The organism is Candidatus Nanosynbacter lyticus, assembly GCF_000803625.1.
Taxonomy (GTDB): Bacteria; Patescibacteriota; Saccharimonadia; order Saccharimonadales; family Saccharimonadaceae; genus Nanosynbacter; species Nanosynbacter lyticus.
Genome location: NZ_CP007496.1, coordinates 355,243 through 373,687 on the forward strand (window position 1 = coordinate 355,243; position 18,445 = coordinate 373,687).

Genomic DNA, 18,445 nt, shown 5'->3' on the forward strand with positions numbered 1-18,445 from the left:
CGCGATAAGCAGCAGGAATATGTTTAAGTTTCATATCGTAATTGTAGCACATATGTCGCTACTCTCGATGAGACGTTAGGCTTGGTCTACTTATCGCACAATAAAAAGCACTCGGGAATCCCGAGCGCTTTTCTACTAGCAGTTTTAGATTAGTACACCTTCAACAGCAACTCACCACCAAGTTTAGCCTTGGCTGCTTCAGCGCCAGTCATGACACCTTTTGAGGTTGAGATGAGTACTAGACCGCGGCCGCTTTTCACCTTTGGAATCTCGCTAGCGCCGACGTAGACACGACGACCTGGCTTGGATACACGGGTGATCTCGTTGATGGTGCTGTTAGTACCCTCTTCGTTGATGGTCACGACCAACACACCACGAGGCTTAGCGTCCTCTAGTTTAACATCTGCAAGGTAGCCGTTTTTGACTAATTGTTCAGCGATGACTTTTTTCATCTTGCTGGACGGAACACGAACTTCCGTCTTGCCAACCAGTTTCGCATTGCGAATGCGCGTCAGAAGGTCGGCGATTGGGTCTGTAGTTTGCATAGACATTGTCGAATCTCCTTTCCTTCTTACCAACTACTCTTTGTTATACCTGGGATTTCGCCCTTGGCTGCTTTTTCGCGGAAATTGATGCGGCTCAGGCCGAACTGGCGCATGTAGCCACGTGGACGGCCGGAAATGCTGTCGCGGTTCTTGTGCCGAGTTGGGCTCGAGTTGCGAGGCAGTTTCTGTAGACCGTCGAGGTCGCCAAGTTCTTTGAGCTCAGCGCGCTTCGCAGCGTATTTTGCGATCATCTTCAGACGCTTTTTGTCGCGAGCGACCATTGATTTCTTAGCCATTACCTGACGCCTCCTTTCTTCTCAAACGGCATGCCAAATTTCTCCAGCAAGGCTTTTGATGCTTCCTTGCTGCCGTTCTTGATGACAAATGTTACCTGCAACCCGTGCAAAATCTGCGTTTCTTCAAAGGTCAGTTCTGGGAAAATTGACTGCTCGATGATACCCAGGTTGTAATTGCCGCCTTTGTCGAATTTCAAGCCAACGCCGTGGAAGTCGCGCACACGTGGTAATGCTACGTTGATCAAGCGATCCATGAACTCGTACATTCGAGCACCACGTAGGGTCACGCTCACACCGATTGGCGCACCCATACCCTTACGGATACTAAAGCCAGCGATTGACTTCTTTGCCTGGCGGGCAACTGGTGCCTGACCGGTGATCTTTTCAACAGTGTTTTTGACAATTTCAAAGTGACGCTTGTCATCTTTCTTTTTGCCGGTGCCAACGCTCACGATGATCTTTTCCAAAGCTGGCACTTGGTGCACGTTCTTTAGATCTAGTTCGGCTTGCAGTTCCTTTAGGTATTTCTCCTGGTACAAGGCTTTCAAGCGAGGAGCTGGCACGACGGTTTTCTTCTCTGCCATTATTTAATCTCCTTATTTTTTGCTTGGCGAGCGACGCGAGTTTTGCCGCCGTCAGCATTCTTTACTAAACCAACCCGGCTGGTTTTGCCTGACTTTTCGTCGACAACCAGCGCGACTTTACTGATGTCCATCGGTACGTGGATATCTTTCTTGCCGCCTTTTGGATTGTACTGGCTTGGCTTGACGTGGCGGTGTCCGACGCCAACACCTTCGACCAAAACAGTTTGATCTTTGGTGTTAACCTTCAGGACTTTACCAGTCGTACCCTTGTTTTTACCAGCGATGATTTTTACTGTGTCATCTTTGTGAATACGAGCCATTAGAGTACCTCCGGAGCCAAGCTTACGATCTTCATGTAGCCCATGTCGCGAAGCTCGCGTGGTACTGGGCCGAAGACGCGGGTAGCCTTTGGCTGCTTGTCATCGTTGATAATCACCACGGCGTTGTCATCAAAGCAGATGGTTGAGCCGTCTTTGCGGTGGATTTGGTCGCGGGTGCGAACCACTACGGCCTTGACGACAGATTTCTTTTTGACGTTGCCGGTTGGGCTGGCGTCTTTGACTGAACAGACGATCACGTCACCAACGCGAGCGTAGCGGCGACGGGTACCGCCGAGAACACGGATGCACAACACTTCTTTGGCACCCGAGTTGTCAGCTACCTTGAGGCGAGATTCTTGTTGGATCATTTGTCATCCTCCTTGGTCTCTTCCTCAGCTTCACCAGAAACTTCAGCCTTTAGTTTGATAGAACCGCGAGACTTTTCAATCACCTTGACCAGCGTAAAGCTCTTGGTTTTGGAAATTGGGCGAGTCTCTTCGATTTGCACCTTGTCGCCTTCGCCTGCTTGATTGGTCTCATCATGAGCAGTGTACTTGCGAGTCACGGTGTACTGTTTGCCGTAGAGCGGATGCGTTTCGCGGCTGGTGACCGTCACAGTGATGGTCTTGTCGCGCTTGGCACTCGTTACGACGCCAATCAGTGTTCGTCGGGCCATTACTTGCTCTCCTTTTCGTTAATTTGTGTCAGCAGGCGTGCGATGTCCTTGCGGAGTGAACGCAACGCTTTTGGATTAACTAATTCGCCAGCAGCGCGAGAACGTTTTGCCTGAAGCAGGTCATTTCGCTTTTCGGCGAGCTCCTTCTTCAAATCGTCAACCGTCTTTACAACTGCTGCTTTTGCGGTTTTCTTTGTCTCAGCCATTATGCGTCCTCCCGCTTGATGAACTTACATTTGACTGGTAGTTTGTGGCTCGCCAGGCGCATTGCCTCGCGAGCGACTTCCTCTGAAACGCCCTGCATTTCAAACAGCACCGTGCCAGCCTTCACCTTGGCAACAAAGAACTCTGGATTACCCTTGCCCTGGCCCATCTTCAAACCAAGTGGCTTGCGAGTAACTGGGGTGTGTGGAAAAATCCGGATCCAAATCTTACCACCACGCTTGATGTAGCGGGTCATCGCCTGACGGGCTGACTCGATTTGGCGGGAGTTGATGCGCTCGTTTGATTGTGATTGCAGTGCAAAGTCGCCGAACGCGATGTAATTACCACGGGTTGCTCGACCACGGTTTTTACCGATACGCACTTTGCGATATTTAGTCTTTTTCGGTAACAGCATTTAGCGACTCCTTTCTCCCTTATAAATCCACACTTTCACGCCGATGATACCAGCTGGTGTCTGGGCGCGAGCACAGTGGAAGTCAATATCAGCACGAAGAGTGTGCAGCGGCACTGAGCCTTCAATCACCTTTTCGCGGCGTGCCATTTCAGCACCGTTCAAACGACCAGCCACCTCGATGCGGATACCTTTGGCGCCAGCGCTCATGGTGTTTTGTGCGGTCATTTTGGTTGCACGGCGGAAGTTGATGCGGCGTTCCAACTGGCGGGCGATGTTTTCTGCCACCAATTTAGCTGCCAATTCCGGTCGGCGGACTTCTTCGATGTTGATGCGAACTGCCTGACCGACGATTTTCTCAACTTGTTTTTTCAATTCATTCACGCCAGCACCGCCACGGCCGATCACCACACCAGCTTTCGCCGTGTGAATGGTTACCGTGATCAAGTTGGCACTCCGCTCAATCTCAATACGATTGATGGTTGGGCGTGAGGCAAATTTCTTCTCAATCAATTCGCGGATTTCGTGATCCTGGCGAATTGCCTCCGCAAACTCTTTCTTATTGGCCGTAAACCAACGAGAGCTCCAGTTCTTGTGAACTTGTAGGCGGAAGTTGATTGGATTCACTTTTTGACCCATTTACTTCTCCTCCTTTTTTGCCGTGGTTTCGGCGGCTTTTTTCGCTGCAGGCTTGGCAGGTTTGGTCTCTGCTTTGGCCTTGGTCTCTGGTTTCTTCGCAGGCGCTTTCTTTGGTTTCTCAGTACCAGTTACTTCAACCAAGATGTTTGACGTCTTTTTCTGGAATGGCAAAGCACGACCCTTTGACGCTGGCTTAAAGCGTCGTAGACGCGTACCAGTGGTAACGCTCAACGTGGTAATCACCAAGCTTTTAGCGTCCAAACCGTGGTTGTTGATGGCGTTTGCCTTGGCACTGTCAATTGCCTTTTTGACTGGCAGGGCAGCGCGTTTTGGCACGTGTTCCAAGATAACCAATGCGTCAGCGACGGTGCGGCCACGTACTAGTGCAGCCACCAAGCTAACCTTGCGTGGTGTTTGGTCAACACCTTTGGCGTAAGCGCGAACAGTATAAGTTGTATCAGCCATGATTACTTCTTATCCTTTCCGCCGTGCTTACGGAACTTACGAGTTGGACTAAACTCACCGAGTTTGTGGCCAACCATGTTTTCGGTAATCAGCACAGGCACGTGCATCCGACCGTTGTAGACAGCAATCGTTCGACCGACCATTTCTGGGGTGATGGTCGAAGCGCGCGCCCACGTTTTGATAACGGTTCGATCGTCAAGGCTGAGAGCAGCGACTTTTTTCGCAAGCTTCACATCGACGAATGGACCTTTCTTTAATGAACGACTCATCGTGATTTACCTCTTCCTCTTCGCGTCGTGACGCGTGCGTACGATTAATTTATTCGAGCCTTTACGGCGACGAGTTCGATAACCTAATGTCAATTGACCCCAAGGAGTACGTGGTGCTTTACCAGTACCGTGGCGACCACCGTCACCACCACCATGTGGGTGGTCTGCGGCGTTCATAACGACACCACGAACGGTTGGGCGAATACCCTTGCGACGTTTGCGACCAGCTGAACCGATCTTAACATTCTGGTGCTGGACGTTACCGACTACACCGATAGCAGCGGTAGCTTCCAAGCGAACTTTGCGAACTTCGCCAGATGGCAATTTGATAGTTGCATAGTTGCCTTCTTTCGCCATCAACTGAGCCTTAGCACCGGCAGCGCGTACCATTTGTGCACCCTTACCAGCGGTCAACTCAATAGCGTAAATCATCGTACCAACAGGGATAGCAGACAGCGGCAGGCGGTTTGATGCCTCGATTGGCGCTTCCTCGCCAGTCTGAATAGTCTTGCCTTTGACCATCGAGGTGTCGGCCAATACGTAGTGGTACAAATTGTACTGATCTTTCACTCGAGCGATACGGGCTGAGCGGTTTGGATCGTACTCAATTTCTTCAATCGTCAGCGTCAGACCAGCCGGCAAATTGTGGTTCACCAAACGGTAGTGACGACGAACGCCACCGCCGCGATGACGCACGGTGATACGGCCCTGGTTATTGCGGCCAGCATTTTGCTTTTTGGCTTTGATCAGACTTTTGAGCGGTTTTCTTGTCGTGATATCCGACAAGTCCTGACTCGTCATGCCGCGACGAGCAGGAGTGGTTGGATTGTAAGCTTTCACTGGCATTACTTGGTCTCCTCCATCTGCTGCTCTACTGCGTCAAACACATCGAGCTTATCGCCTTCTTTCAGCGTCACGTAAGCCTTCTTCCAATCCTTGCGCGTTGTTGTGCCAGGATAACGATTCTTGCCTCGTGAGAAACGCACAGCTTTGCCGTCTTGCACCAAGGTTTTCACCTTTAGGACGGTAACGTCAAATTGCGCTTCAACTGCTGCTTTGATCTCGTTTTTATTAAGGTTGAGCGGAACGCGGAACACGTACACGCCATTGGCGCTCTGTGCATATGCTTTCTCGCTAATGCGTGGGATAATTGTCATCTGTTTCATATTACGCTTCCTCCTTACCCAGCCATTCAGTGATTACTGGCAGAGCTTTCGGGGTCATGACAATAGTATCCGCATTCAGAATGTGGTAGACGCTGAGGTAGCTCGCGCGAATCACCAATACGTTCTGAATGTTGTTTGTGGCACGCATCAATTCTGGCGTCTTTTCGTCGACGACGATCAGCACGCGGCGCTCAAACTTGTTGTCAGCCAAGAAGGTTGCGACCTCTTTAGTCTTGCCAGTCGTCTTGATATCTTTGACGACGATCTTCTTCGCTTCATTGGCTACCGTCAAGGCTTGGCGAATTGCCACTTTCTTGGCGGTTTTAGACAATTTTTTAGTGTAGTTTTCGTTACCGCGTGGGCCAAATACTACACCACCGCCGCGCCAGATTGGGTTACGGCTTGAGCCAAAACGTGCTCGACCAGTTCCCTTTTGCTTCCATGGTTTTTTACCACCACCGGAAACTTCACCACGCTGCTTGGTGGTTGCACTTGCCAAACGAGCGTTGGCCAGGTAGCTGTCATATGCCAATTTCAACAGTTCGTGGTTTGGCACTTCAACAGCAAAAATGTCTTTAGGAAGTTTGGTTGATTCAGCCATTACTTGTTACCTCCTAAAATGATCAGCCCTTTTCGCGGCCCAGGTACAGCGCCCTTTACCCCGATCAGATTGGTCTCTGGATCAACATATGCCACTTCCAGGTTCTTGACGGTAACGCGCTCGTGGCCCATGTGGCCAGCCATCGTCTTACCCTTGAACACTTTTTGTGGATACATCGAGCCAATTGAACCTGGCTTACGAGTATTACCTTTACCACCGTGCGTCTTGCGGTGACGCTTAAAGTTGTGGCGTTTAATGGTTCCAGCGAAACCTTTACCTTTGCTGGTTCCGGTCGCATCGACAGAATCGCCGACTTCGAACGCGGAAACGTTGATTTCATCGCCAACTTTGAGACCTTCAGGGATCTCGTCGACGCGGAATTCCCGAATGTGCTTCGGGGTCACTTGGGCTGGCTTGACGTGTCCAGCCACGGCCTTGCTCAGGTTCTTACCCTCTCCATAAGCGACCTGTACCGCATTGTAACCGTCGGTTTCGACAGTCTTCACCTGAGTCACGGTGACAGGGCCGGCTTGGATCAGCGTCACCGGAATGGCTTTGCCGTCTTCAGCCAAGAGCTGGGTCATACCAAGTTTGGTACCGAGAAGTGTTTTCACTTTTCCTCACTCCCACTTAAATACTCCTGATGACGTGCGGTTTCTGGGTTCTGAGTGAGGCGTTCATGACAAACACTTCAACCATAGCCAGACCTGCTCATTCATCAAGGAGAACAGTTGATATTACGCGTAATAGAAATTACCTTGTGATTGTAGCACAAAACATCGGTTAAAGTCAAGTAGATCAGATCATCACGCCCACTGGCGTAAATGAGGTCAAAATTGCCATCAAAATGAGGGTGACGTACCAAATTTTACGGTTAAATTGGTACTGTTCAATTTTGAGGACGAGGAGTAGCGCGACGAACAAGCCAACTGGCACCGCCTGCACCGTAAAAGTGCCTAGTTCAAAGGGGTTTTTGAGACGTAGCCACAGCGCGCTGAGGATGACAAATATCACCAATTTCAAAAAGAACGTGCCGTCATTTTCATAAATTCGCTCACGTCCTTTGCGGCTGAACAAAGCACTGGACTTTGAGCGGTTGCGGGCGTAGGTACGAGATTTTTGTTTTGTCATAAGCTTGATGAGAATTATAACATAAAAAATCCGCCCCATTCAAGAGGCGGAAATTTCTAGCGCGTTAAAATTACATACGAATTTCAGCGTCAACGCCAGCTGGCAAGTTCAAATTCTGCAAGCTATCGATGGTCTTTGGTGTGGCGTTGGTGATGTCAATCAACCGCTTGTGAACGCGGCGCTCGTAGGTTTCACCACCCATTTTGTACACGTGTGGGCTTTTTACCACTGTGTAGGTGCTGCGACGAGTTGGTAGTGGCACTGGACCAGCAACGTTCGCGCCGGTGCGAATTGCAGTGTCGATGATTTGTTTTGCTGATTGGTCGATGACTTTGTGGTCATACGCCTTCAGACGGATGCGGATTTTGATCCCGGTATCTTGAGCCATAGCTCCTCCTTATGTGCAATCTCGTAACCTCTAATCATTCTACCGTACGAACAACCGAGTTCTCGAGATAAATTAGTAGTAACTAGGTGATTATATCAATTTTCCTGGTCTTTATCAAGGTGGGCGATCATTCCACCGATGATCGCAGCGGAGTTATTTAGCGATTGCTTCTCGCGCTCGGTCAGTGGATAGCCCGTCAAAATTTTCACGCCGTCACAACAAATAATCGACGGTAAGCCCAGCACCACATTGTCCAGTCCATATTCACCCTCAGCCAGCGAACAGACTGGGTAGACTGTACGTGTTGACTGACGCAAAGCTGAAACGATTTTAGAGACCACAAAACCAATAGCAAAATACGTCGACTTCTTTGTCTCGATCACTCGGTAGGCGCGGTCACGGATTTTCTGCTCAATGCCCTCAATCATCTCCTCCGTAAAGCCTGGATATTCTCGAATGGGCACCTCACCAACCTGCGCGGTCTCAATGGTCGAAAACGAAGAGTCGCCATGCTCACCCAAGATGTAGGCATCAACTGCTTTGCTATCGACGTTTAGCGCGTCTGCCAGGTATGACTTCAGGCGTGTGGTGTCCAGCGTCGTTCCCGTGCCGAACACTCGGGTTTTTGGCAGTCCCGATTCTTTCAAAGCTACATAGGTCAAGACATCAACTGGGTTACTGACGACCACCAAATACGGCTTGGCGCCACCAGCCATGATGTTTTTGACAATGTCACGCATGATACTGGCATTGACGCCGACCAATTCCAGTCGCGTCTGACCTGGCAACTGCGGCGAACCAGCGGTGATAACCACGATGTCATCGTCGTTGATATCAGCATAGTCGCCCGGGTGCACCACCACGTTGCGGTCAAGCCCCATAGCATCGTTGATATCCGCCGCTTGACCCCACGCCAAATCCGCATTGCGGTCGATCAATACAATTTCTTCAATCACACTGCGCAGCGCACAAGCATATGCCGTCGTCGCACCAACCATTCCGCCACCACCGACAATCACCAATTTCTGTTTATTCACCATATCTCCTTTTTCTTTTTACGTTAGATGGTTTCATTTTGTCATAAACATTATCACTTTGTCAATTGACTTTACTTTATGGCAAAAAACATGTATAATATCGTCAATCTATTAACTTTTACATATTATCAATGGGAGGATATATGGAAAGAGGAATACAAACAAAGGAAGCGCCACGCACAGGCATCGCGAGAATGTATCGATCGCTTGCTACATTAGCTTTACTGCCGTCATGCTTTTTAGCTGGATGCGCAGGAGAGAAAGGAGTTGACGCCGGAAGCTCAAGTTCAGCTCCATACAGCAGCTCTGAAACCGCTACGCCTCAGCCGGAAAATAACGACTCCGAAAAAGGAATAGATATAGAAAAGAATTCGATTTACTATTCAGAAAATGGCGTTCGAGAAGGGTTTTCAGCTTACTGTACAGCAAGAACCTACAACGGATTCCCCGAAATGGCAGACTGCTCAGTATACTTGTGTGATGGAGATGACACAGTTAGGTTTACATTTGATAATGTAAATTTCACCGAACAAACCTATGGAAAAAGAGAGCCTGGGGTTTCGGATCTAATGAGTAAAACAGCTACATTAGCAACAGACTATAGATATTATATTCCAGCAGAAACCTTAAAGAATACAGCTGAGTGCAAAGAGAAGAAAAGTAACGTAGGGCAATTCACTAAACCCGTATCTTTCCCGTACGGCGAGAATGAGCAATACCTCTGTCTTCCTCAATTTTCAACCACAAGAGACGGCAGGAAAATGGGCATGAAGGTTACAAAGACTACATCCGTCAACGAGGAGGATAATAACGGTCCACGCTATCCGCTCTATACATTAGATATTTCTGAACAATGTTTTAATCCGATAACTGTCGATTAGATATGTACTATCACGACGACATCAAAAATCCCCCGGGTTACCGGGGGATTTAATTAGGCTTGTGCTACAGAGATTATTTGTTAATCTTTGTAATAACACCAGCACCAACGGTACGGCCACCTTCGCGGATAGCAAAGTTCAAACCTTGCTCCATAGCGATTGGGGCGAGCAACTTAACCTTGAAGGTTACGGTGTCGCCTGGCATAACCATTTCTTTGTCAGCTGGCAGCTCAACTTCACCAGTCACGTCAGTGGTGCGGAAGTAGAACTGTGGCTTGTAACCCTTAGAGAATGGAGTGTGACGACCGCCTTCTTCCTTCTTCAAGATGTATACTTCAGCTTCAAACTCGGTGTGTGGGGTGATAGTACCTGGCTTACACAAAACCTGACCACGCTCAATGTCAGAACGCTCAATACCACGTAGCAAGACACCTGCGTTATCACCTGCTTGACCTTGGTCAAGAGATTTCTTGAAGGCCTCAATACCAGTCACAACTGATTTTTGAGTTGGCTTCAAACCAACGATTTCAACTTCGTCGTTAATCTTAACAACACCCTGCTCGATACGACCAGTTGCCACAGTACCACGACCCTTGATTGAGAAAACGTCCTCAATTGGCATGATGAATGGCTTGTCCATATCGCGAACTGGCTCTGGAATGTAGCTATCCATAGCTTCAACCAGTTCCATAATAGCGTCTTCGTACTTCTCTTCACCTTCAAGAGCCTTCAAAGCTGAACCCTTGATGATTGGAGCGTCTTTGTCAAAGCCGTTAGCTTCCAAAAGCTCACGAACTTCTTCTTCGATCAGCTCGACCATTTCTTCATCAGCCATGTCCATCTTGTTCAAGAAGACAACCAGCTTAGGCACACCAACCTGCTTTGCAAGCAGCACGTGCTCACGAGTCTGTGGCATTGGACCGTCAGTTGCGGCAATAACCAAAACTGCACCGTCAACCTGAGCAGCACCGGTGATCATGTTCTTAACATAGTCGGCGTGACCTGGCATGTCAACATGCGCGTAGTGGCGCTTTGGTGATTCGTATTCTTGGTGTGAAGACGCGATAGTAATACCACGTTGCTTCTCTTCTGGTGCGTTATCGATCTGGTCGTACGCAACAGGTTTGTTAACTGCGCTTGGAAGGCGCTTTGCCAACACTGCAGTAATCGCAGCAGTCAGCGTAGTCTTACCGTGGTCAACGTGGCCCATTGTACCAACGTTAACGTGCGGTTTGCTTCGGTCAAATGCATCTGCCATTTGTAGAAGTTCTCCTTATTTAATTATTATTTTCACGCGGGTACAGTCCATTAAAAAGACCTCACGGCGTATGAGTTTAATTATAACGGTTTTCTAATCAGTTGTAAATAGCTTATTTCTTACTATAATACTTCGCCAAAAATGAATCACGGAACTCATAGAACATGCCATTTTCCAGACTTTCGCGAATGTCATCAACCAATTTGACGATAAATCGTTCGTTATGGATTGATAGCAACGTGCCAGCCAATGATTCGCGCGCATGCAAAAGATGACAGAGGTAAGCGGCAGTGTAATGGCGGCAAGTATAGCAGTCACAATCTTCCATAATCGGTTCAAACAGTTCGCGGTATTTTTGGCCGCGAACATTGACCCGACCAAACGGCGTGTAGGCGGCACCGTTTCTAGCCACACGCGTTGGACTGACGCAGTCAAAGGTATCAATCCCCTGTTCAATCGCCGCAAAAATGTCGTCTGGCTCAGAAATACCGAGCAAATGCCGCGGCTTGTTTTCGGGCAAGATTTGATTGACCCACTGAATTGTCTGCGCCATGGTTTCCTTTTCTAGCGCACCGCCGATGCCGTAGCCATCAAAATCCATCGCACCTAGAAACTCAGCTGTTTGCTTGCGTAAATCTTCATAATTCGCACCCTGCAGCACGCCAAATAGCGCTTGATACGGCTTGTCGGGATGGGCTGCACGCAGACGTTTAACTTCCGCCAAACTCCGCTCCGCCCAAGCGTGCGTTCGCGCCAAGGCTTCCACTTGATACTCATACGGATCAATCAGCGAGGTCAGCTCATCAAATGCGAAAGTAATATCCGCACCAATGCCCGCCTGAATCTGCATGGATAATTCTGGAGTAAATTTATGGTACGAGCCGTCGAGGTGTGATTTGAACACCACGCCATTTTCATCCACCCAAGCGTGGCGCGACGATTTTTTAGCGATGGCGATTTCCTCATCAACATCCGTACTCATCGCCAAAACCTTCTTAAAGCCCGAGCCCAAACTCAGCACCTGGAAACCGCCGCTATCAGTGAATGTCGGCCCTGACCAATTCATAAACTTGCCCAAATAGCCAGCCTTTTCAATCAGCTTGTGTCCTGGCTGCAAATATAGATGATAGGCGTTCGCTAGTACCGCCTGCGCACCGACATCTGCCACCATCTCCGGAATCATCGCCTTAACATTAGCCTTAGTTCCAACAACAATAAACGCCGGTGTTTTAATATCTCCATGCGGCGTGTGAATAATTCCGGTACGCGCCAGAGTGTCATTAAATCGTGAAGTTATTTCAAAAGAAAAAGGTTTTTGTTGCATAATCTGTCTGATTATATCATGAAATGTCCTTAGGATTACCGCGCGACAAGCCAACAATGTCACGAACTCTCACTAGATAAAGAACGTCGTCCTTAGAATTTTCCAATATCAGCATTGGCTCTCCAAGACTTAGTGGCAAATCTAAAATGTTTGATATTTTCTTAGTTAAATATGACGAGCCTTCAAGTTCTGGATTCCACAGCTCAACTTTATCCGCCCGTAAATTAAATGGTTCAGTCTCTTCGCCGACACCCACTTCTTTTAGGGTAGCGTCATTCCACGACACAGTACTCAGTAAATCACCAGGTAAACATCGATAGGCCATTACTACACATTCACCCTTAAACTCCCTCGGTTCACTAATATTCCTAATGACACCACGAGACTCATCCTCGTATTGCTTTAATAACTCTAATTGCTCCTCCAAAGAAAAATCATAAAAAACCTCGCTATCAAATACTTCACTTACGTCCCGAGCAATATCATGCAGTAAATCAACAGCAAGCTCTAAGTCTTGCGTCATTATTTAAGCTCTCAAATCTTAATAATTTATCGCGGCTAGGTACGGCGTATATTTTCCTTGATGAGCTACTTAAATCGTCATGAAGCAATAATTCAAGCACAGCATAAATGGCGCCGTCATACCTGACAAATTTCACTGCATTAAAATAAGCCCTATCACTATCAATGAATTCGTACTGTAATTTATTATTTGCACCGCTTGGCGATATAACAAAACCTGAAAGACCAATAGCATCAAACCCAAGCTCATCAGGCAGTGCTTTATTAAGCGTTTTTATGTGATTACGGACAGTATTTGAAAAATATGGCTCATCCGTATACTTAAGGTCTGTTGCCAGCTGCCAAGCTAATTGTTGAAACTCATCCGCAAAAACCGTCTCAAACAAATCATCACCCTTCTTATAATCATTCTCACAAATTGGCAGAATGTCAATTATGTCTTTTACATCGATGCGAAAAATCACTGAACTATCTTTTGGATCAACCATCTCCAAGATAGGACGATTATCTCGCCACACAAACAATGGCGCAGCTCCAAATAATACTTGCGCTCTTGCCTCAACGTCAACGCCGTATTCAATGCCACCAGCTCTTCGTCTATACGCCCGACAATCTATTCTCACCTCGGTTCCCTGTGATATATCACCCAGCACACCATTTAGGTCATCAATGAGACATTCTCTGGACGCAACATCCCTAATGTCATTTTTCTCAACAGCTTCCTGAGTTTTATCAACATAATGACGTAACTTACGAATATATCGAGGCAATACACTGTCGTCTGGAAATAATTCTGCCGACAAAATAGCTTGCGGATCAAGCGGAAAATAATAATCATCTGGTCTATCATTTTCTACGGCACGTATACACAAGGCCGCCATTTTTTTAGTATAAATCGCAAAAGGTACTGGAGTCTCAGGATCATTTTCTAAAGATGACACCAAATCGACCACGCCCTCAACAGCGCATAGATCATATGAACCATCTTCGGTCTGCCTGTAGCCAACAACCCTCGCTCGCTCGCCTTCAATTTCGTCTGTGCGCATGACTTTCTCCACATCACCAAGGGCCTCAGCCTCACTTTCCCCACCGAGGCATAAGTTTGCAGCAGCAATCTGTCGCCAATCATCTTTGGACAATCGACCAAGTAAATCAATACCCGTCCCAGCTTTTGGTAGTTCCATGTATGTATCGTATATTGCAATATGGCAGACTTCAAGCACAAGCATTGCCTCATGCGGTATACTATAACCATGAGCAAGAAAACCCTGGTTGAGCTTGACCCGTGGTTGGCGCCGCACGAGGGTGTCATCAGCGCCCGTGAGGCGTATGTTTCGTCGACAATAATGAAGGTTCTGAGCGGTAAATCGCCGGCGAAGTTTGCCTTAGGATTTCATCATTTTGGCTTACATCAGACGGCGGCGGGCTGGACATTTCGTGAGTGGGCACCGAATGCTACGCACGTAGTGATGGTTGGCGAGTTTTCTGACTGGCAAGAACGCGAGGAGTTTACTCTGCAACCAGACGCACACGGTGAGTGGAGTGTTGATTTGCCAAAAGACGCACTGCACCACAGCCAGAAATATAAACTACGAGTCTATTGGCCAGGTGGCGACGGTTGGCGTTTGCCATCATACGCCACCTACGTTATTCAAGATGATGACTCGGTGGATTTTTCGGCCGTCGTGTGGCGGCCTGATGAGCCATACCAGTGGCAGTATGATATTCCACCTGCTCCGCGCGTGCCGCTAATTTACGAGGCGCATGTTGGCATGAGTAGCGAGGAGGAAAAGGTTGCCAGTTTCAATGAATTTACCGCCAATATCCTGCCACGCATCAAACAAGCCGGCTATAATACCATCCAGCTGATGGCCATCGCCGAGCACCCGTACTACGGCAGTTTTGGCTACCATGTCAGCAACTTTTTCGCCGTGTCGTCGCGCTTTGGCACGCCCGATGATTTCAAGCGGTTGGTTGACGCGGCGCACGGTTTGGGGCTACGCGTCATCATTGACATTGTTCATGCTCATGCCGCCAAAAATGAAGTCGAAGGCCTCGGCAATTTCGCGGGTGATCCAACGCAATATTTCAAGGCTCACGACCATCCAGCCTGGGACTCGCGGTTGTTTGACTATGGCAAGCCGGAAGTACTGCACTTTTTGGCCAGCAATTGCCGCTGGTGGCTGGACGAGTACCATGTTGACGGCTTTCGATTTGACGGTGTAACCAGTATGCTATATCATGACCACGGTTTGGGCAAAAGTTTCACCAGCTATGATGATTATTTTGGTGATGATGTTGATAAGGACGCATTGGTCTACCTGAGACTGGCAAATGATGTCATTCACGCTGTTCGCCCCGATGCCACGACCATTGCCGAGGAAATGAGCGGGCTGCCAGGCTTGGCGGCACTGACTGAATATGGCGGCCTGGGCTTTGATTATCGGTTACAGATGGGCACGCCTGATCTTTGGATCAAGACATTGAAAGAAAAGCGCGACGAAGATTGGGACTTAGGTGGATTGGCTCACACACTGAGTTCGCACCGCCCAGAGGAAAAAGTCATCACTTATGCCGAGAGTCACGACCAAGCCTTGGTCGGCGACAAGACGCTGATTTTTCGTCTGATCGACAAAGCCATGTACTGGAATATGGATAAAGCCGATCCCAATTTAACCGTGGAGCGCGGCATAGCCCTACATAAACTGATTCGACTACTGACCACTGGGCTACACGGCGGCGGTTACCTTAACTTTATGGGCAATGAATTTGGGCATCCTGAGTGGATTGATTTTCCGCGCGAGGGCAATAATTGGTCGTTTAAGCACGCTCGTCGGCAATGGAATTTACGCGACAACGGCTTCTTAAAATATCAATGGCTGGGCGAATTTGACGCGGCGCTGATGAAGATTATTAGGCAAATTGATGATCCTAATATTCACCATTTGACGGTTCGCCAATCTGATCATATGGTCAGTTTTATGCACGGCGACTTTTTCTTTGTTATTAATTTTTCCCCAAATAAATCCCACTCAGATTACGAAGCACCCGCAGAAGCTGGCTCTTATAAATTGGCATTAAGTAGCGACGACAAGAACTTCGGCGGACAGGAGCGAATAGATCATAATTCCCGTTTTTTCACTTCCCCAGCTGATAACAATCACAATCTTAAAGTTTACTTGCCAGCCAGAACGGGCATTATTTTACAGAAAGTTGACTAATCTCCTACCAATGTTGACTTTTTTACGCAAGTGTGGCATAAATTAATACAGACTTTTGTTGACAATCCCGTCAACAAAAGTAGTCCTTGCATGATTCAAAAGAGTAGAGGAGTACATCATGCTGAAACTCAAACTTGCTGTCGCGTCCATCGCCCTGACTGGTCTGGTGCTACTCCTTATGGGGAGTACGTACCTAACGACGAGCTGCTCTATCATCTGTACAGCAGCAGCGCTGTCCCTGTCACTCCATCTAGTATTTAGATGGTTCACAGGAGAACAACACGACTATCTACTATGGCTCTTCTTGGCAGCAGCGTACATTATATCGGGATCGATGGCAATTAGTGTACTCCAAGACGTCGGAGCTGTCGATACGGCGCTTAGTGCTGTAATCGACCCGGTGCAGAAAATAGAGACAGTAGGGTATTATACCTCGTCTCTGAACTCTATCGCTATCCTTCTCGCGGTTATCATCCCATCGTCGCCCACGCGCGATGATGATGACGGCGATAGCGACGAGGGCTAACGCCCGCTAAGAAATAGTTCGCTTGAGACTTTTAGTCTAGGCTGGATCTCTCTTGGCGGGCTATTTCTATTGGTATAAAATTTGTTACACTAAGTATTGTGAAGAAAAAAGTACCAAAAATTATTGAACAATCACTAGCCAGAGTGGCTAATTTTTATAGCTTTGAGCCAGTGCATGATTTGGAAAAAATTGACGACAGTTTAACGCCGAACATGCGAGCCCTGCGCATGACCATGACTATTGCTGAGCAACTCCTGAGTATGGGAGTGGTGGCGCGCGATGTGGTGCGTATGTCGCAAGGAATCACTCAGACCTATTGCCAGAAGCGCGTTCACATAGACATTAGTTATACATTGGTGACGGTTTCTCAAGATCGTGGCGTTAATCACGAGCCGCTGACGATGGCGCGGGTCATTGTACCAGACGACCCTAATTACCAATTAATCCAAGCCTTGCAGATACTCGCTCTTGATATTCGTCATAAACAACTTCCCTTGGAAGAAGCTGAAGAACGACTGAAGCAAATACTTAAAAAACCAAATAAGCACTCCGGGCTAGTCGTTTACGCAGCGGGAGGTCTGGTTAGCGCCGGTTCAGTTACTTTATATGGCGGCAGTCTACTAATGGCGGCCTTGGCGTTTTTACTGGGATTTTTAGCGACTGGTTTATTGCGATGGCTGGGGCATATTGGCGCACCATTATTTTACTCACAGGCTATTGTGGCTATTTTCGTGACACTGATAGCGGCGGGTACAGCTTGGTGTAGTAATTATTTAGGACTAAGTATCAATACGACACTATTAGTCATTAGCGGCATTGTCTTATTAGTCGCGGGACTAATGTTTGTCGGCGCATTCCAGGATGCAATCGATGAATATTATATGACCGCTAACGCCAGATTATTAAAAGTCGTAATGGCAACAGGTGGTGTAATTGCTGGCGTGATGGTCGGATTATACATTGCGACAAAATTTGGCATTACTTTCCCAGCAACACCAGATCGATTAACATTAGCCGACAACCACACACAATATTTGGGCGCTGGAATTATTGCAGCAGCGTTCGTTCTGAGGAATCATTCTCGATTTTTGGGAATGGTTATATCTGGATTAATTGCAATTTTTGGCTGGTGGATTTCAAGATTAGCTATGAGCTTTGGTTTTGATATCGTAACAGCGAGCGGCATCGCTGCGGCGGCAATTGGGCTGGTCGCAGTCCTGACTTCCAGATTATGGAAATTCCCTTCCCTGGCGATTATTGCGGCGGGAATCGTACCACTAGTCCCAGGCTTGTCACTTTACAACGGATTAATGGGCGTCGTTCTATATCCGCCAAACAGCGCAAACTTCCTACCAGCCTTGGCTATCTTAGCGCGAGCAATCCTCATCGGCGTAGCGGTGGCAATTGGCGCATCATTCGGAAACGTCGTCGGCCGCCCAATTCGCCGACAATTCATTAATTTATTCCGTCGTGGCACTCAAGCATAATGAAAGAAGATTTATCGCAATTTATCGGACTATCTGACTCTAGACTATTTCATATGCGCGGCGTTGCTTATAAGTCATATGAACTAGCTCGCAACGTTTTTAAAATGGAAGAGGACAAGGCACGTAGTTTATTTACAATGGGACTGATGCATGATTTTGCTTATGCCTTCGTCGAGAATCAGACCGAGCATGAACATGAAGGCGGCAGAATATTGGAATTATCTGGTTTCAATTGGGCTGAGGCTGTGTTTAATCACGGAGATCCTGACGCGGACAATTGGACAGACGAATTGCTGATCTTAAACTTGGCAGACATGACAACTAGTCCAGACGGCAAGCCGATAACCATAGGTCAACGACTGGAAGATATTGAAAACAGATATGGCACAGATAGCATTCAGGCGACAAAAGCGCGCAAATTAAACAAACGAATCAAAGAAGAGCTCGCTAAACGAAACCTAATAATCCCAAACTTATAAGCCTGAAATTTAGC

At 47.9% G+C, this 18,445-nt stretch carries 27 protein-coding genes; 5 read left to right on the plus strand and 22 right to left on the minus strand.

What is annotated here, in order from left to right; genetic code table 11:
* Positions 1 to 149: 149 nt before the first annotated feature.
* The 18 genes from rpsH to TM7x_RS01965 all read right to left on the minus strand — a co-directional run bounded on the left by rpsH (position 150) and on the right by TM7x_RS01965 (position 8,733).
* On the minus strand, positions 150 to 545 hold the full coding sequence (rpsH, locus tag TM7x_RS01880) for a 30S ribosomal protein S8 (protein WP_052198823.1): 396 nt from the start codon (positions 543 to 545) through the stop codon (positions 150 to 152).
* 26 nt (positions 546 to 571) lie between these two features.
* A complete protein-coding gene (gene rpsN / locus TM7x_RS01885) occupies positions 572 to 841 on the minus strand; it encodes a 30S ribosomal protein S14 (protein WP_039327398.1) in 270 nt (89 codons plus the stop codon).
* Entirely contained in the window at positions 841 to 1,425 is a 585-nt protein-coding gene (gene rplE / locus TM7x_RS01890; protein WP_039327401.1) for a 50S ribosomal protein L5, read from the minus strand. The genes rpsN and rplE overlap by 1 nt, the downstream gene beginning before the upstream one ends.
* A complete protein-coding gene (gene rplX, locus TM7x_RS01895; RefSeq protein ID WP_039327403.1) occupies positions 1,425 to 1,745 on the minus strand; it encodes a 50S ribosomal protein L24 in 321 nt (106 codons plus the stop codon). The genes rplE and rplX overlap by 1 nt, the downstream gene beginning before the upstream one ends.
* Positions 1,745 to 2,113: a 50S ribosomal protein L14 gene (rplN, locus tag TM7x_RS01900; protein WP_039327405.1), complete on the minus strand. Its 369-nt coding sequence runs from the start codon at positions 2,111 to 2,113 to the stop codon at positions 1,745 to 1,747. The genes rplX and rplN overlap by 1 nt, the downstream gene beginning before the upstream one ends.
* Positions 2,110 to 2,421, minus strand: a complete 312-nt coding sequence (rpsQ, locus tag TM7x_RS01905; RefSeq protein WP_039327407.1) for a 30S ribosomal protein S17 — start codon at positions 2,419 to 2,421, stop codon at positions 2,110 to 2,112. The genes rplN and rpsQ overlap by 4 nt, the downstream gene beginning before the upstream one ends.
* Positions 2,421 to 2,627, minus strand: a complete 207-nt coding sequence (gene rpmC, locus TM7x_RS01910; protein ID WP_039327409.1) for a 50S ribosomal protein L29 — start codon at positions 2,625 to 2,627, stop codon at positions 2,421 to 2,423. The genes rpsQ and rpmC overlap by 1 nt, the downstream gene beginning before the upstream one ends.
* The gene (gene rplP, locus TM7x_RS04045; RefSeq protein WP_039327411.1) at positions 2,627 to 3,040 is read right to left on the minus strand and encodes a 50S ribosomal protein L16; all 414 of its coding nucleotides are present in this window, start codon (positions 3,038 to 3,040) and stop codon (positions 2,627 to 2,629) included. The genes rpmC and rplP overlap by 1 nt, the downstream gene beginning before the upstream one ends.
* Complete coding sequence (rpsC, locus tag TM7x_RS04050) at positions 3,041 to 3,676, minus strand: 30S ribosomal protein S3 (protein ID WP_039327413.1); 636 nt, start codon at positions 3,674 to 3,676, stop codon at positions 3,041 to 3,043. It lies immediately after the preceding gene.
* Positions 3,677 to 4,141 (minus strand): 50S ribosomal protein L22, encoded by a 465-nt coding sequence (gene rplV, locus TM7x_RS01925; protein WP_039327415.1) that lies wholly within the window; start codon positions 4,139 to 4,141, stop codon positions 3,677 to 3,679.
* A 2-nt stretch (positions 4,142 to 4,143) separates the two neighbouring features.
* Positions 4,144 to 4,410 (minus strand): 30S ribosomal protein S19, encoded by a 267-nt coding sequence (gene rpsS, locus TM7x_RS01930; protein ID WP_039327416.1) that lies wholly within the window; start codon positions 4,408 to 4,410, stop codon positions 4,144 to 4,146.
* Positions 4,411 to 4,416: 6 nt separating this feature from the next.
* Positions 4,417 to 5,256, minus strand: a complete 840-nt coding sequence (gene rplB / locus TM7x_RS01935) for a 50S ribosomal protein L2 (protein WP_039327417.1) — start codon at positions 5,254 to 5,256, stop codon at positions 4,417 to 4,419.
* Entirely contained in the window at positions 5,256 to 5,576 is a 321-nt protein-coding gene (locus TM7x_RS01940; protein ID WP_039327418.1) for a 50S ribosomal protein L23, read from the minus strand. The genes rplB and TM7x_RS01940 overlap by 1 nt, the downstream gene beginning before the upstream one ends.
* Position 5,577: 1 nt before the next feature.
* Positions 5,578 to 6,177 carry a 50S ribosomal protein L4 gene (gene rplD / locus TM7x_RS01945; RefSeq protein ID WP_039327419.1) on the minus strand — a complete coding sequence of 200 codons (600 nt, stop codon included), beginning with the start codon at positions 6,175 to 6,177 and terminating at the stop codon, positions 5,578 to 5,580.
* Positions 6,177 to 6,791 (minus strand): 50S ribosomal protein L3, encoded by a 615-nt coding sequence (rplC, locus tag TM7x_RS01950; RefSeq protein WP_039327420.1) that lies wholly within the window; start codon positions 6,789 to 6,791, stop codon positions 6,177 to 6,179. Before rplC ends, rplD begins: the two co-directional genes overlap by 1 nt.
* A gap of 184 nt (positions 6,792 to 6,975) precedes the next feature.
* Positions 6,976 to 7,308 carry a hypothetical protein gene (locus TM7x_RS01955; RefSeq protein WP_039327421.1) on the minus strand — a complete coding sequence of 111 codons (333 nt, stop codon included), beginning with the start codon at positions 7,306 to 7,308 and terminating at the stop codon, positions 6,976 to 6,978.
* 70 nt (positions 7,309 to 7,378) lie between these two features.
* Positions 7,379 to 7,696 (minus strand): 30S ribosomal protein S10, encoded by a 318-nt coding sequence (gene rpsJ / locus TM7x_RS01960; RefSeq protein WP_039327423.1) that lies wholly within the window; start codon positions 7,694 to 7,696, stop codon positions 7,379 to 7,381.
* A 95-nt stretch (positions 7,697 to 7,791) separates the two neighbouring features.
* Positions 7,792 to 8,733 (minus strand): L-lactate dehydrogenase, encoded by a 942-nt coding sequence (locus TM7x_RS01965; RefSeq protein WP_158386494.1) that lies wholly within the window; start codon positions 8,731 to 8,733, stop codon positions 7,792 to 7,794.
* Between the two features lie 143 nt (positions 8,734 to 8,876).
* On the opposite strand from TM7x_RS01965, the gene TM7x_RS01970 reads away from it, so the two are divergent.
* Positions 8,877 to 9,614, plus strand: a complete 738-nt coding sequence (locus TM7x_RS01970) for a hypothetical protein (RefSeq protein WP_138074075.1) — start codon at positions 8,877 to 8,879, stop codon at positions 9,612 to 9,614.
* Between the two features lie 73 nt (positions 9,615 to 9,687).
* Here TM7x_RS01970 and tuf read toward each other — a convergent pair whose 3' ends face one another.
* From tuf to TM7x_RS01990, 4 genes are all read right to left on the minus strand, one after another.
* Positions 9,688 to 10,872, minus strand: a complete 1,185-nt coding sequence (gene tuf / locus TM7x_RS01975; RefSeq protein WP_039327427.1) for an elongation factor Tu — start codon at positions 10,870 to 10,872, stop codon at positions 9,688 to 9,690.
* A 112-nt stretch (positions 10,873 to 10,984) separates the two neighbouring features.
* Positions 10,985 to 12,196, minus strand: coding sequence for a tRNA guanosine(34) transglycosylase Tgt (gene tgt / locus TM7x_RS01980; protein WP_039327429.1), 1,212 nt, complete (start codon positions 12,194 to 12,196; stop codon positions 10,985 to 10,987).
* Positions 12,197 to 12,212: 16 nt separating this feature from the next.
* A complete protein-coding gene (locus TM7x_RS01985; RefSeq protein ID WP_039327431.1) occupies positions 12,213 to 12,719 on the minus strand; it encodes a hypothetical protein in 507 nt (168 codons plus the stop codon).
* On the minus strand, positions 12,691 to 13,947 hold the full coding sequence (locus TM7x_RS01990; RefSeq protein ID WP_138074076.1) for a hypothetical protein: 1,257 nt from the start codon (positions 13,945 to 13,947) through the stop codon (positions 12,691 to 12,693). Before TM7x_RS01990 ends, TM7x_RS01985 begins: the two co-directional genes overlap by 29 nt.
* 24 nt (positions 13,948 to 13,971) lie before the next feature.
* On the opposite strand from TM7x_RS01990, the gene TM7x_RS01995 reads away from it, so the two are divergent.
* The 4 genes from TM7x_RS01995 (at position 13,972) to TM7x_RS02010 (ending at position 18,431) form a co-directional block, all read left to right on the plus strand.
* On the plus strand, positions 13,972 to 15,939 hold the full coding sequence (locus TM7x_RS01995; protein ID WP_039327434.1) for an alpha-amylase family glycosyl hydrolase: 1,968 nt from the start codon (positions 13,972 to 13,974) through the stop codon (positions 15,937 to 15,939).
* Between the two features lie 334 nt (positions 15,940 to 16,273).
* The gene (locus tag TM7x_RS04055; RefSeq protein ID WP_138074077.1) at positions 16,274 to 16,465 is read left to right on the plus strand and encodes a hypothetical protein; all 192 of its coding nucleotides are present in this window, start codon (positions 16,274 to 16,276) and stop codon (positions 16,463 to 16,465) included.
* Positions 16,466 to 16,563: 98 nt separating this feature from the next.
* Complete coding sequence (locus TM7x_RS02005; RefSeq protein ID WP_039327437.1) at positions 16,564 to 17,952, plus strand: threonine/serine exporter family protein; 1,389 nt, start codon at positions 16,564 to 16,566, stop codon at positions 17,950 to 17,952.
* Positions 17,952 to 18,431: an HD domain-containing protein gene (locus TM7x_RS02010; protein WP_052198825.1), complete on the plus strand. Its 480-nt coding sequence runs from the start codon at positions 17,952 to 17,954 to the stop codon at positions 18,429 to 18,431. Before TM7x_RS02005 ends, TM7x_RS02010 begins: the two co-directional genes overlap by 1 nt.
* Positions 18,432 to 18,445: the final 14 nt, after the last annotated feature.